We start from the raw sequence: 14,295 nt of genomic DNA, 5'->3' as shown, positions 1-14,295 counted from the left end.
AAATTCATGAATTGTACGAGTTACTTACTTCTGAATATATGTGTCACATATCCATCAACAAGTACCCACACGAATTATCTGATCTATCTTTTTAAACAACTCAACGCTGCCAGAGCGTTGATTTCCTTCAGGGCTTCCCCCGAAGCGAGGACGCGTATTCTACACACTTCCTCAAATCCCGCAAGCTGTTTTTTAAAACTTTTTGCAGTCTCGACCGCCACTTCAAATCGCTCTTCTCAGCAGGACTTCTGTCCCAACCAAGTGGCTGCAGCACTCGAGAGCCGCGCATTATAGAGATCCGCTTTTAGGAGTCAACACCTTTTGTAAACTTTTTTAAGTCGCTGAAAAAATAGACAAAAAATGATCAATCCATAAACCAAGGCTTCGAGATAACTGGCCCTGATTTGCCAGGCTAAATGCAGCCATGCCAACACGGCAATGAGGTAAATCAATTTATGTAGTGACTTCCAGTTTTTCTTCAGTTTTCGAATAGCATAGTTATTAGATGTCAGCCCCAAAGGCACCATCAATAGCCACGCAGCAAAACCGACAAAGATATAAGGTCGCTCTGCCAACTCCTCTTTAGCAATCACCCAGTCCCAGCCAAACAAGTAGGTCAACACAATTAGCAGGTGGATGCTGGCATAAAACCAAGCGTAAAGGCCGAGCATACGCCGATAGCGAATCACCACCGTCCAAGCAAACCATGCTTTTAGAGGACTCACCGCCAAGGTGAGAATCAAGAAGCGCAGCGCCCACTCGCCCGTTTCCAAAATCAGGGTTTTAACCGGATCAGTACCAAGCTGATTTTGTAACGCAGCCCACACCAGCATCCCCAGAGGGATCAAACTTACAATAAAGAGCAGCGGCTTACCCAAGCGGCGCTCAAACTGACGTAAATCCATAGCGAGCCAACTCAATAAAAGCGGCGCAGGTTCATGCCCTTATAGAGCGAGGCAACCTGATCAGCATAGCCATTAAACATCTGGGTTTTGATCCGGCTTGGTTTTAATAGACTGCTAGGTAGGCGACGCTCATAGCGCTGACTCCAGCGCGGATGATCAACATCCGGGTTTACATTGGCATAAAAGCCATATTCATTTGGCGCTATGCCTTGCCAACTGGTTTGCGGCTGCTGATCCGTGAAACGGATTTTTACGATCGACTTAATGCTTTTAAAGCCGTATTTCCACGGCACAATCAAACGAATCGGCGCGCCATTCTGGCCGAGCAATTCTTTGCCGTAGGCCCCCACACTCAAAAAAGTTAAGGGGTGCATGGCTTCATCCATACGCAAGCCTTCCCGGTAAGGCCAGTCTATGGTTGAGAACCGGGAGCGCTGGCCTTTCATTTCCGCAGGGCGCACAAGCGTTTCGAACTCGATATATCTGGCGTTTAAAGTAGGCTCAAACCGCTTTATCAAATCAGCAAGGGGAAAACCCAACCACGGAATCACCATTGACCACGCCTCGACACAGCGCAAGCGATATATCCGCTCTTCTATATCTACGCCTTTCAGCAAATCCTCAAGGTGATAGGTTCCCGGCTTGGCGACTTCCCCCTCAACCGCAATCGACCAAGGGGATGTGCTTAAGCTGCCTGCATAGCGCGCAGGGTCGGTTTTATCGGTGCCAAACTCATAAAAGTTATTGTAGTGAGTCGCATCCTGAAACGGCGTCAGATCCTCACTGGTATAGAAGGGATTATCTGCCGAGGGGCTAACCGGTTTAAAACTCAGCTCATCGCCGGGGGCTGACCACCCCCGTTGCGCCAAGCCCACAGCGGCCAAGCCAAGACCTGAGGCTTTAATAAAACCCCGACGGTTTAGGTAGCTCGATTCAGAAGTAATTTCGCTAGAGGGAATATCTGGCTTTTGGCGAATTAGCATGGGAGCGTCCAGTTAAGTAAGTTATTAAACACATACGTAAGACGCCCCGCTTGCCGATTTGTTACAACACCCGCATTAAAACCGCTTATACATGGCCAAAGCGGGGCCAGACAGAGAGTAGATCAAGGCTGCCGCGAGCAGCACACGAGCCGGATCGAGAGACACCAAGGCAAACACAAGTACAATAGCAATCATCACCACAAAGGGGACACGACCACGAAAATCGACGCCCTTAAAGCTGCTGTAGGGTACGTTTACAATCATTAGGAAACCGATAATCGCCATCAGCACACCGGCAACCACAGAGAGCTCGAAGGGCAGCTCTGCACCGATCAAGCCCTCTTCCGAGCAAACCCAAACCAAGCCAGCCATAACCGCCGCCGCTGACGGACTGGCCAGACCGGTAAAGTAATTTTTGTCTGCGGTATCAATTTGGGTATTAAAGCGCGCCAACCTCAGCGCCGCGCAAGCAACATAAAGAAAGGCAACCATCCAGCCAAACTTGCCCAGTACTGACAAGCCCCACGAGAACACCACCAGCGCCGGCGCCACACCAAAGGACACCATATCGGAAAGGCTGTCGTATTCTGCGCCGAATTTACTTTGCGCATTCATCAAACGCGCAACGCGGCCATCCAGACCATCGAAAATCATCGCCGCAAAAATTGCCATCGCCGCATTTTCATACTGGCCGTTCATTGCCGAAATAATGGCAAAAAAGCCCGCGAATAAGGCCGAAGTGGTAAATAGATTCGGCAATAGAAAAATACCCCGCCGACGCACGGTCTTACCGTTCTCGGAAATTTCTTCTTCGTGATCATCAATCAGCAGCAGGGCTTCATCGAGGGTCACCCGGTTTTTCGCCGAGTTATCTTCGTTTTCCGCATCTACGTTTGGTTTATCACTCATTTATTAAAGGCCATGTCGATGAAAATGGGGTGACCATCATAATAGATGCCCCGGCTATTGTCGCGCCCACGGCGCAATTAAGGCTGCTCGCGGTAGGTGGATTCAGCACAATCCCAAAACGCCTTAACTTGGGGATTACTCATACGCTGCTGCAAGGCCACCAAGCCAATCTCCATGGCTGGCAGGGCCGGCTCAACGGGCACCACTCTTACTCGCTCACGCAAAAACGAGGTCGCCAACACCAACTCCGGCACGATGCCTATACCCAAGCCCAAACCGACGGTGCTAACAATCGCTTCATGACCGGAAACCTGCGCATAAACCCGCGGCTTAAGCTGTTGCTGCTTAAACCACGACTCAACATAACTACGCGCCACCCCACGTTCAGGGAGAATAAAAGGCAAGTCCGCCAACACATCGCGCGTAAGGCTGCCGCCCACCGCCGCAATTTGCTCGCTCACTACACAGGGAATATTGGGCACTAACAAACGCAAGGGAGAACGTGTTAAATCCAAATATTGAAGGCGATTGGAAAGCTGCTTAGGCATGGCAGTAACCGCCACATCTTCACTACCCTCAGCGACCCGCTCTACCGCATCGGCCTGATCCCCGGTATGCAGCTTCAACTCAATGCCCGGATAGCGCTGACGAAAGACTTCCAATATACGATTCAGCACACTATAAGAAGCGGTGACCGAGCAGAATACACTCAACTCGCCCTGTAGAGCTTCGCCCTCACTGTGCAAACGTTGTTGCACCAACTGCCAGTTCAACAGCGCCTGCTCAGCATAGGCCAAAAACTCCTGTCCCGCCGGGGTTAACATCACCCTTCGGTTATCCCGTTCAAACAGTACCGCGCCCAGCTGCTCTTCCAAACGAAGCACGGCTCGACTTACCGCCGAGGCACTGAGATGCACCACCTCACCGGTTTTGCCAAAATGCAGGGTGTTCGCCAAGCTGATAAATATTTCTAAGTCTTTGGTATTCATACGCAGAATTATTGCACTTAACGCAACACAGCGTAACTCATATATCACTTTCCGCAATAACGCAGTCCTGTTAAAGTGCGCGCCATTGTGGGAAAAGCTCCCGCCCGACAAACCCAAATCAATAGGAGTCCGCCATGGGCCAGAACTACTTCAACACCTTGCCACTGCGCCTGCAGTTGGAAGAATTGGCAAAATGCCGCTTTATGGATCGCAGCGAATTCGCTGATGGTTGCGACTACCTGAAAGGCAAGAAAATCGTCATCGTTGGCTGTGGCGCCCAAGGTCTGAACCAAGGTTTGAACCTGCGTGACTCTGGCCTGGACGTTTCCTACGCACTGCGCGCTAGCGCCATTGAAGAGAAACGCCAAAGCTGGAAAAACGCCAGCGAAAACGGCTTCACCGTTGGCACTTACGAAGAACTGATTCCAACCGCCGACGTAGTCATGAACCTGACTCCAGACAAGCAGCACACTCCTGTTGTAACTGCGGTTATGCCACTGATGAAAGAAGGCGCCTGCCTTGATTACGCACACGGCTTCAACCTGGTTGAAGAAGGTATGCAAATCCGTAAAGACATCACTGTAGTGATGATGTGTCCAAAATGCCCCGGCACCGAAGTACGCGAAGAATACAAGCGCGGCTTTGGTGTGCCCACACTGATCGCCGTTCACCGTGAGAACGACCCCAAAGGCGAAGGCATGGCTATTGCCAAGGCACTGGCTTCTGGTACTGGCGGCGACCGCGCCGGCGTTCTGGAATCATCGCCAATTGCCGAAGTTAAATCTGACCTAATGGGCGAGCAGACCATTCTGTGTGGCATGCTGCAAACTGGCGCCATTCTGTGCTTCGACAAAATGGTTGCGGAAGGCATTGAAGCCGGCTACGCCTCTAAGCTGATCCAGTACGGCTGGGAAACAGTAACAGAAGGTCTGAAATACGGCGGCATCACCAATATGATGGATCGCCTGAGCAACCCTGCGAAAATCCGCGCCTTCGATCTGGCGGAAGAGCTGAAAGACATCATGCGTCCACTGTACGAAAAGCATCAGGACGACATCATCAGCGGTCACTTCTCCACCACCATGATGGAAGACTGGGCGAACGACGACAAAAACCTGCTGGGCTGGCGCGCCGCCACCGCGGAAACCGCGTTCGAGAAAACCCCATCTACCGACGCACCCATTGCAGAGCAAGAGTACTATGATCACGGCATCCTGCTGGTTGCCATGGTTAAAGCCGGGGTTGAGCTGGCGTTTGAGTGCATGGTTGCGGCCGGCATGAAACCAGAATCAGCCTACTACGAATCTCTGCACGAAACGCCGCTGATCGCTAACACCATTGCGCGCCGTAAACTGTACGAAATGAACGTAGTTATTTCTGACACCGCTGAATACGGTTGCTACCTGTTCGATCACGCTTGTCGTCCACTGCTGAAAGACTTCATGGCGAAAATGTCGACCGACGTTATCGGCAAAGGTATCAACGTGAAAGACAACGGCGTAGACAATGCTGAGCTGATTGCTGTGAACGCCGCAATCCGCAACCACCCCGTTGAAGTTATTGGCCGCCAACTGCGCAGCTACATGACTGAAATGAAGAAAATCGTTTAAGCCAAAACAACAGGCTTGAATATCAAAGGGCGCTTCGGCGCCCTTTTTTGTGCCCGCGCACGCCCACTGCGACAATATGTCACATCTCATTCTCCGCTCATCCCGCTAAAATTCCCGCCGCACAAATTGCTGAACAGATAATGAGATAACGCCATGAATCGCAACACCCGGCTTATACCCGCCCTCCTGCTTATTTCCACCCCCGCTTTTGCCGACCATGTTGAAGAAGTGACTGTGCAGGGCAGTCGAGAAAAAGTCGTGCTGGATCGCAGCAATCTCACTGTTGCCATGCCCGACACCGCCGAACTGATGCGTCGCATTCCCGGCGGCGGCGTCAACAAAAATGGTGCATTAACCGGCATTCCCCAATATCGCGGCATGTACGGCGGCCGCGTGCACGTCAATGTAGATGGTCTTGCAATCAGCCCCGGCGGCCCAAATTGGATGGACCCACCACTGCATTACGCGCCCACGGCACTACTGGAAAACTTTGTTGTTTTTCGCGGCATCGCACCGGTGTCAGCCGGTCAGGAAACCATTGGCGGCGCAATAGAAGCAGAAACGTGGCACGGCAGCTTTACGGAAAATAGTGATTGGGAAAACCACGGACGCCTCTATACCGGCGCACAAAGTAATGGCAAAGGCTGGGTAAGCGCCATCACCACCGCCGTGGCAAACAATCAGCACAAACTGCATATTGCCGCACTTACCGAATCTGGCGACGACCAAAAATCCGCCGACGCCACCATCACCCCCACCGAGTATCAGCGCCAACGCTACGATTTAGGGTATAGCCTTCAACTTGGCAATCATGTCATCAGCCTGGACGCCACTCGCAACGAAACCAATGACAGCGGCACCCCCGCCCTGCCTATGGACATTCTCTATGTCGATGGCGAAAAACAAAAACTGGCGTGGAGCTATCTAGGCTCGCATTGGCAAATGCAGGCGCAGCTTGCCAACAGTAATATCGAACACGGCATGACCAATTATCATCTGCGCAGTGCCCCTGCCGACATGAGCAGATGGCGCCGCAATGAAACCAGCTCAGACACCCAAAGCGGCAAATTTTCACTAGGCCAAAATCTGGCGGGATTAAGCTGGAAAGCCGGACTGGATGTTCACAACAGCATCCATAATTCCGACATCAGCAACCCCAATAACGCGATGTTTTACTCGGTTAATTTCAATGACATTTCGCGTGATTTAATGGGCGTGTTTGCAGAAACCCAATTCACTCTGCAGGAAGGCATCGAACTTGAACTCGGCCTGCGCGCCACCCAAGTGGAAACCAATGCGGATACCGTAAACACCAGCATGGCGATGATGAATCCGATGGTAGCCACGCTGCGCGACAACTTTAACAATGCCAACCGTAAACAGCGCGACGACCTGTTTGATGCCGTGGCAAAAATCTATACCGCCATCAGCAACGAACTGACCTTTTATACTGGCATTGCCAGAAAAAGCCGCGCACCGGCCTATCAAGAACGCTACTTGTGGATGCCAATGCAATCCACCGCCGGACTGGCCGATGGTAATAACCACGTTGGCACCATCGATCTTCAGCCTGAAGTTTCCCACGAACTGGAAATCGGCTTTGACCTTAACCGCTCCAAGCTGATGATTTCTCCACGCCTGTATTGGAAAAATATCGACAACTACATTCAGGGCGTACCCGAAACCAACCCCGCCATTGTTATGGTCAGCACCAATATGGGCGGCGACCCAACACCGCTGCGCTTTGCCAATACCAGCGCAAAAATCTACGGTGCGGATATGGAAGCCAGCTGGCAATTTCTGCCGCAGTGGACACTGGGCTCCGTTGTCACCATTACCCGTGGTGAGCGTCGCGATATTGACGACAACCTCTACCGCATCACCCCGGACAACCTCACCCTGTCGCTTAAATATCAAGCAGACACTTGGTCGGTCTCACTGATCAATGCCCTGTATCGCAAACAAAACAAAGTGTCAGTTACCAATGAAGAGCAAACCACTGCGGGTTACGGCACCCTCAGCCTGCACAGCAGCTTTACTCTCGCCAAAGACCTCACGCTGGCGGTTGGCGTGAACAACCTGCTCGACAAATCTTATGCCGATCACTTGGCCGGCTATAACCGTGCCGCCAATCCCGATATTGCTATTGGCGAAAGATTGCCCGGCATGGGACGCGATGCCTTTGTTCGCCTGAAATGGGATTGGTAAAAACTATTTTGTAAAAACACTCGTCCAGCAGTACAAAAAAAGGCGCCGATTGGCGCCTTTCTATTAATGAAATTCGAGATCAAGCATAACGCCGCTGAGAAAAATGCGCCGGCGCATATTGCTCCTCTGGCTCCAACTCAAACTGTGCTACCAGATCATTCAGCTCTCGCGCTTGACCGGCCAGCTCTTCCGCCGCACTTGAAGACTCTTCCGAATCGGCGGCTGAACGCTGTACCACCTTATCCATCAACGCCATCGCCTTATTGATTTCATCAATGCCCTTGGCTTGCACTTCGCTGGCGTGATAAATCTCGCCTACCAAGCCATTCACCATTGACGATGAATCAATAATCTCGGCAAAGCGGCTGTTTACCTGACCAGACAATTTGCCACCTACCTCAGCGGATTCTGCACTCTGCGCAATCAATCCCTGAGTTTTATCCGCTGCCGCCTTCGCGCGCAGAGCAAGGTTTCTCACCTCTTCTGCGACCACCGCAAAACTGCGACCCGCCTCCCCCGCTCTCGCCGCTTCAACCGCCGCATTCAACGCCAGCAAATTGGTCTGGAAGGCAATTTCGTTAATATCAGAAATAATATCCTGAGTGTCTTTAGCCGCAGACTTAATCCGCGCCATCGCCTCAAGCATTTGGCTCATGGTCTCGCTGCCGCGTTTAGCCAGATCCTGAGTTTCGCCCGCACGCTCTTTTGCTAAGCGCGTGCTATCCACATTGCGGCGGGTTTCTTCAGAAAGACTTTCCAAGGATCGACCGGTTTCTTCCAAAGACGCCGCCTGATCCGCCGCGCCCATCGCCACCGAATGACTGGTCGAAGCAATCTGACCCGAGGCCAAAGAAACACGGCTAGACGCATCCGCCACCTGACACAGCGAATCGCCCAATTGCTTCACCGCAGAATTCACAAAAGACTGCAACTCCGCAAATTGCCCCTGAAAATCGCCTTCAACACGTTGAGTAAGAATATTGTTCGACATGGCTCGCATCACATTAGACACCGCATTAATCGGCACGGTAACGGCATCTAACATGGCATTGATATTTTCCAGCAAGGCGAGATTATCGCCGCTAAATCCAGTCGTTTTAGCGCGCTCGGCCAATTCACCGCACTGGGCTGACGCAATCAAACGCCCAACTTCCTCAACCGCTTTTTTCTGCTCGGTAATATCGCTGGCGTATTTCACCACCTTCACCACCTTGCCGCTCAGATCGCGAATCGGGGTGTAAGAGGCTTGAATCCAAATTTCGCTGCCGTCTTTGGCAAAGCGCTTAAACTCACCCACACTGGCCTTACCTTCTGAAAGGTTGCGCCAAAAATCTTGATAATCGGCTGACTCGGAATACGCACGGTCGACAAAAATACGGTGATGCTTTCCTACAATCTCCTTTAACTCATAGCCCATCGCCGCAAGGAAATTGGGATTAGCGGTAATAATCTTGCCCGTTACTTCAAATTGAATCACCGCCTGCGAGGCATTAATGCCCTCAATCTGGCCCTGATAATCCATATTGGTTTTTTTCTGGGCGGTAATATCCGAGGCCACTTTGATAATTCGAATAACCTCGCCCGCGTCATTAAAAACCGGGCTATAAGCCGCCTGAATCCAGAACGGTTCACCGCTGGCGGAATAGCGACAAAACTCGCCAGTCTGCGCCTCGCCCGCTCGTAGGGAAGCCCAAAATTGCTGGTATTCACGAGACTTCGCGTACTCTGCATCGACAAACAAACGGTGATGCTGACCAATCAGTTTTGCGGCTGGGTAGCCCGTCACCGAGGCAAAATTATCGTTTACATTGATAATGGTGCCGTCAGTATCAAACTCGATCATCGCCTGAGATTGACTGATAGCGTCAAGCGTCTGTTGAAGCTGTTCAAGGCTCACAGAAGAAGTGCTCATATTTTTTGCCCACTGATTTTTTTGGCTATTGAATGAGCAGATTGCCCAGAGTGAGAAGCGTTTCCAATACGTATTGTCCGAGTGAAGCCCTAGGGTAATACCCTCAGAAGATGCGATAATTGTCGTTTCGAAATCCAAGCAGCTATTTCCTGTGAACCCAAACCTTTACGATGTCATTATTCTTGGCGCTGGCGCCTCCGGCTTGTTTTGCGCCATGACCGCCGCCCAGCGTGGGCAACGCGTATTGGTTTTGGAAAAAGCGAACAAGGTCGGCAAGAAAATTCTGATGTCTGGCGGCGGCCGCTGCAATTTCACCAATCATTTTGTCAGCGCCGAAAACTACATCTCCGACAACCGCCATTTTTGCAAAGCCGCCCTCAAACGCTATAGCCAGTGGGATTTCATCGGCATGGTCGAGCGCTACGCCATCCCTTACGAAGAGCGTAAGCACAGCCAATTGTTTTGCCTCAACTCCGCCAAAGATATTCTCGAAATGTTGCTCAATGAGTGTGAGCAAGCCGGTGTTGAAATTCGCTGCAAAGCTGAAGCCAAACAAGTGCAGGCGATTGACCAACACTCCGCTCGCTACCAGATAAAACTGGTCGATGAAAATGGGGCCGCCACACTGACTTGTCGTTCGCTGGTTGTCGCCACCGGCGGACTTTCCATCCCCACCCTTGGCGGCAGCGATCTCGGCTACCAAATTGCCCGTCAATTTGGCCTTGAAGTCACCCCGCTGCAGGCAGGTTTAGTACCTTTTATGTTTAGCGACAGCGATAAAAAACTGTCGATGAAATCTCTCTGCGAAACCCTTTCCGGTTTGGCGCTCGAAGTTGAAATGCACTGCAACAACACCTATTTCCGGGAAAACCTGCTCTTTACCCATCGCGGCATGAGCGGCCCCGTGGTGCTGCAAATTTCAAATTACTGGCATCCCGGCGATACCGTCTCGATCAATTTACTGCCCGATACCAATGCCGAACAATTGCTACTCACCGCGAAACAACAACAAGGAAAATCACTGTTGCGCACCGTGTTAAGTCAGCACCTTTCTAAAGGCTTGGTAGGCGAACTGCAACAACGCTGGTGGCCGGAGCAAGCGGATACCGCACTCGCGGAATTTAGCGACAAAGCCCTGATCAATATCGCCCAACAATTAAATGACTGGCAAATTAAGCCCTCCAGCACCGAAGGTTATCGCACCGCCGAAGTCACTTTAGGCGGTGTACACACCAAGGCATTAAGCTCAAAAACACTGGAAGTGACCAGCCAACCGGGCCTGTTTTTTATTGGCGAAGTGGTAGACGTTACCGGCTGGCTGGGCGGCTTTAATTTTCAGTGGGCGTGGTCTTCTGGCTACAGCGCTGGGCTAGCGGTTTAAGCAACAATAATTAAAGCCCAATAACAGTTTCTCAAAGCTGTAACACCCCGCGCTTAAACTAGCGATTTTGTCGACCCAACTGACCCCATGAATCGCTCATACTTACTAGATCTTCTTCGCGTCTTCGCCATCGGCCTGGTTTTTGTGGCCCATATTGGCCAATACCTTGGCAGCGATATCGGCGGTTTTTTCGGCATCAAAAATTTTTACTTTGTCAGTCTTGGCGGCGTGGGCGTTACCCTATTCTTAATCCTTTCTGGTTTATTAGCTGGCCTAACAGAGGCCAATCGTAAAACCGCCTACAGCAGCTACTTACTGAAAAAAGTGCTGCGTATTTATCCGCTTTATTGGCTGTCGGTGATTAGCAGCTTTATTTTTTTCATCACCATAAACTCATCGGGAAAATGGTTTCCCTCTGGATTTTCCACCGACCTATTCGGCAGTCTGACCGGTTTTTATTCTTGGCTGGGAATGTGGGGGGGCCCCTACAATCCACCGAGCTGGTTTATCGCACTCATCATGGCGCTGTACGGCCTATTCCCATTAATGGCTTGGGCAATGAAAAAGCAGCCCCACCTCAGCCTGCTAATCCTATTTTTTATTAGTATCGGCAGCCGCTTGTACGTGGGGGAAAATGGCCTAGCCTTTGGCGAAGGTCATTTTTGGGACGGCGTAGTGGAATACGGCTACCGGCAATTTGGTTTTATGCCGGGCCGCCCAACAGATTGGTTTCCGCTGTGTCGCGTATTTGAATTTGGTTTGGGGATTTATCTCGCACTCACCCTGAACAAGAAGGTTTGGTTCGTGCTGCAGCTACCCGGTAAAAAAACTGTCGCCTGGCTCAGCGACTTATCCTTCCCGCTATTCTTAGTGCACTACCCCATGCTATTTTTACTGGAGTGGTTTGAAGGCCTCGGCACCCCGCTGGCGATTTCCGCCTACCTAATCGCCGTAACGGGGCTGGCTTACCCGCTTAGCAAACTAGATGAAAAATTTCCGCGAAAGAAATTATTAGCGAAAAGCTAATTTTATTCCGATTCCTTCACAAGAAACTGCACCCGCGATGTCGCGATGGGCTTGCTCTCATCATCTTGCCAAGCCACAACTGACACATTGATCATGCGGCGTCCCAGATAATTAATGGTGCAGCGCGAGAAGGTTTCTTGGAATCGGCCGGCGCGCAAATAATCCACGCTGATATCAATCACCTTGGGAATACTTTCCATTCCCGTTTTTTGCAACACGGCAACCAATGCCGACAATTCCATAAAACCAGAAATCGCGCCGCCATGCAGCGATGGCAGGGTGAAGTTACCAATATTCGTGCGCTTGGGCGGCAATACAAAACAGCCCTCTTCTGGCAGTGCGCGTATGCCCAAAGTACGCGCATAAGGTACGCGGTTAATCTGTGCATCTATTTCAGAATCACCCAACTCGGCGGGCGCTTCTGGCTGGGTTTGAACCGAATCGCGCAATGACGACAACACACCAGAGTCGAAGGCCTGACGTAAATCTTCAAAGGTTTCAGGAGGCAAATTAAAAAAGGTTCCCGTCGCAAACGCGACCGGCCGCTCCCTATCGCCCTGATGAGCAATGGCCCGAGTAAAAATCACATGCTCGGTATTGCGATACACCTCGGCCTCGGCAATCACATCAATACCGGGCTTGGCAGAGGTCATATAATCAATGCGTAAATCAATGGTCGGCGTCATCGCCAAATGGGTCTGCGCAGAAGCAGCAGAGAAGCCACAACAAGTGTCTAACAAAGCGGTAATCGGCCCACCGTGAATCACCCCGGTTTCAGGATCACCCACAATAATGTCGCTATACGGCATTTTCATACTGGCTTTGCAGCGATCGACATCAATCACTTTTAAGCCAAGCAAAGAGAAGTGAAATTCGGTGTCTTCATCCACCATACACCGAGAAAATTTACTGACTTCGTCTAATTCGACCGACACACCAATATCCTTACTAAAATCAGGCGCTAGTGTACTCGCTCAAAACGGCTAGCGACAATAATGCCTGTAATGCCAAAGAAAAGCCTTATTGACACATAGGTCGGGCATGCTAGCATAGATACATATGCCAAGCATATGCAAACTGAGAGGCAACATGTTATGAGAACGGTATCCATCTTCAAAAACGGCAATAACCGCGCCGTTCGCTTACCCAAAGACATGGATTTTCCAGGCGTGAACGAGCTAGAAATTGTTCAAGAGGGCAACAGTATTATATTGCGCCCAGTACGGCCCGATTGGTCATCATTTGCTGAATGCGACAAAGCGGATTCAGGATTTCTGGAAGAGCGAGAAAACGTAGTCAGTGATGAAGGGCGGTTTAGCCTGTGAGCAAGGCAACCTACATGCTGGACACCTGTATTTGCAGCTTTATTATGCGCGAACATCCTGAGGAGGTATTAAGACGAATGCAGACTCTGGTAGAGAGTCAGCACCGTCTGGTGATTTCTGCGATCACCTATGCTGAAATGAAGTATGGCAGTATCGGCAAAAAAGCCTCACCCAAGCACGCAACATTGGTTGAAGAGTTTGTTAAACGGCTTGATGCGATTCTGGCTTGGGACCGAGACGCGGTCGATGCCGCTACCGAAATTAAGCGCCAACTATCAGAATCTGGAACACCAATCGGCGCGAATGATACAGCTATCGCCGGCCATGCAATTGCAACAAGCTGCATATTGGTTACCAACAATACCCGTGAATTCAGCAGAGTACCCGGCCTTAACTATGAAGATTGGGTGCATTAACAATAAAACTTAAGCAAGCACCTGCTTTTGCGCCAATAACAACTCCGCCGTCGCCAGAGCATCATTAAACGCATTATGAGCAGGATATTCCGGCAAACCATAGCGCTTGCGGCAAGCGCCCAAACGTAAATCCCCCTTCACAATGGGCTGATCTCGACGCTGCATTTTCTGTTTTTCAATTTCCAGCGTATCTATAAACGGTAACAATAACGGCGCGGCATAAAGCTTACGTGAGAGTGTATTCAAAAAGGCCATATCGAGGCCCGCATAATGAAACACCAAGGTGCGCCCAGCTGCCGCCGCCAAAAACAGCGCCATAACGTCTTTTACCGGCAAACCCTGCGACCGTTCACAATCTCGCAGCAAATGAAAACCGGCACTTTCTGAAACGCTTTGATTGCCCAGCACCAGCAAATGCTCGCTGTTTTTCAAAACAATCCGATTTGCATTCACGGCAACCCAGGCCAAACTCACCACTTCGCCCTGCTTGGCATCGAGCGAGTTTGTTTCTATATCCACCACCAGAAATTTATCGAGCTGCGGAGGGCGTTGCCAACAAGCATGTAATTCCGGGCTAACCGCATTGCGATAACGCCAGCGCTGCCAAGCCAGCTTCCACGCCTGCAGCACT

The 14,295-nt window shown here is 50.9% G+C and carries 13 protein-coding genes; 6 read left to right on the top strand and 7 right to left on the bottom strand.

What is annotated here, in order from left to right:
* Positions 1 to 311: 311 nt before the first annotated feature.
* The 4 genes from IB286_RS08000 to ilvY form a co-directional block, all read right to left on the bottom strand.
* Positions 312 to 905: a protein-methionine-sulfoxide reductase heme-binding subunit MsrQ gene (locus tag IB286_RS08000; protein ID WP_190764278.1), complete on the bottom strand. Its 594-nt coding sequence runs from the start codon at positions 903 to 905 to the stop codon at positions 312 to 314.
* A gap of 11 nt (positions 906 to 916) precedes the next feature.
* Positions 917 to 1,888, bottom strand: coding sequence for a protein-methionine-sulfoxide reductase catalytic subunit MsrP (gene msrP, locus IB286_RS07995; protein ID WP_190764276.1), 972 nt, complete (start codon positions 1,886 to 1,888; stop codon positions 917 to 919).
* 75 nt (positions 1,889 to 1,963) lie between these two features.
* Complete coding sequence (pssA, locus tag IB286_RS07990; RefSeq protein WP_190764274.1) at positions 1,964 to 2,797, bottom strand: CDP-diacylglycerol--serine O-phosphatidyltransferase; 834 nt, start codon at positions 2,795 to 2,797, stop codon at positions 1,964 to 1,966.
* 77 nt (positions 2,798 to 2,874) lie between these two features.
* Positions 2,875 to 3,786, bottom strand: coding sequence for an HTH-type transcriptional activator IlvY (ilvY, locus tag IB286_RS07985; protein ID WP_190764272.1), 912 nt, complete (start codon positions 3,784 to 3,786; stop codon positions 2,875 to 2,877).
* Positions 3,787 to 3,920: 134 nt separating this feature from the next.
* On the opposite strand from ilvY, the gene ilvC reads away from it, so the two are divergent.
* Both ilvC and IB286_RS07975 read left to right on the top strand, forming a co-directional pair.
* A complete protein-coding gene (gene ilvC / locus IB286_RS07980; protein ID WP_190764270.1) occupies positions 3,921 to 5,396 on the top strand; it encodes a ketol-acid reductoisomerase in 1,476 nt (491 codons plus the stop codon).
* Between the two features lie 153 nt (positions 5,397 to 5,549).
* Positions 5,550 to 7,604 (top strand): TonB-dependent receptor, encoded by a 2,055-nt coding sequence (locus IB286_RS07975; RefSeq protein WP_190764268.1) that lies wholly within the window; start codon positions 5,550 to 5,552, stop codon positions 7,602 to 7,604.
* 79 nt (positions 7,605 to 7,683) lie between these two features.
* Here IB286_RS07975 and IB286_RS07970 read toward each other — a convergent pair whose 3' ends face one another.
* Complete coding sequence (locus tag IB286_RS07970) at positions 7,684 to 9,516, bottom strand: methyl-accepting chemotaxis protein (protein WP_190764266.1); 1,833 nt, start codon at positions 9,514 to 9,516, stop codon at positions 7,684 to 7,686.
* A 214-nt stretch (positions 9,517 to 9,730) separates the two neighbouring features.
* Between IB286_RS07970 and IB286_RS07965 the strand changes: the two genes are divergently transcribed.
* Together IB286_RS07965 and IB286_RS07960 are read left to right on the top strand one after the other, a co-directional pair.
* The gene (locus IB286_RS07965; RefSeq protein ID WP_398284851.1) at positions 9,731 to 10,897 is read left to right on the top strand and encodes an NAD(P)/FAD-dependent oxidoreductase; all 1,167 of its coding nucleotides are present in this window, start codon (positions 9,731 to 9,733) and stop codon (positions 10,895 to 10,897) included.
* 87 nt (positions 10,898 to 10,984) lie between these two features.
* On the top strand, positions 10,985 to 11,923 hold the full coding sequence (locus tag IB286_RS07960; protein WP_190764262.1) for an acyltransferase family protein: 939 nt from the start codon (positions 10,985 to 10,987) through the stop codon (positions 11,921 to 11,923).
* A gap of 2 nt (positions 11,924 to 11,925) precedes the next feature.
* On the opposite strand, the gene IB286_RS07955 is transcribed toward IB286_RS07960, so the two are convergent.
* A complete protein-coding gene (locus tag IB286_RS07955) occupies positions 11,926 to 12,858 on the bottom strand; it encodes a PaaI family thioesterase (RefSeq protein WP_190764260.1) in 933 nt (310 codons plus the stop codon).
* A 159-nt stretch (positions 12,859 to 13,017) separates the two neighbouring features.
* Here IB286_RS07955 and vapB point away from each other — a divergent pair, with 159 nt between their 5' ends.
* Together vapB and IB286_RS07945 are read left to right on the top strand one after the other, a co-directional pair.
* Complete coding sequence (gene vapB, locus IB286_RS07950; protein WP_190764258.1) at positions 13,018 to 13,248, top strand: type II toxin-antitoxin system VapB family antitoxin; 231 nt, start codon at positions 13,018 to 13,020, stop codon at positions 13,246 to 13,248.
* Complete coding sequence (locus IB286_RS07945) at positions 13,245 to 13,664, top strand: type II toxin-antitoxin system VapC family toxin (protein WP_317889727.1); 420 nt, start codon at positions 13,245 to 13,247, stop codon at positions 13,662 to 13,664. The genes vapB and IB286_RS07945 overlap by 4 nt, the downstream gene beginning before the upstream one ends.
* Before the next feature lie 9 nt (positions 13,665 to 13,673).
* Here the strand turns inward: IB286_RS07945 and IB286_RS07940 are convergent, their stop codons facing one another.
* The gene (locus IB286_RS07940) at positions 13,674 to 14,294 is read right to left on the bottom strand and encodes a 3'-5' exonuclease (RefSeq protein WP_317889726.1); all 621 of its coding nucleotides are present in this window, start codon (positions 14,292 to 14,294) and stop codon (positions 13,674 to 13,676) included.
* Between the last annotated feature and the right edge of the window lies 1 nt (position 14,295).

This window comes from Spongiibacter pelagi (assembly GCF_014705705.1).
Lineage (GTDB): Bacteria > Pseudomonadota > Gammaproteobacteria > Pseudomonadales > Spongiibacteraceae > Spongiibacter > Spongiibacter pelagi.
The sequence above is the reverse complement of the archived record's forward strand: the minus strand, read 5'-3'. Positions and strand labels throughout refer to the sequence as shown.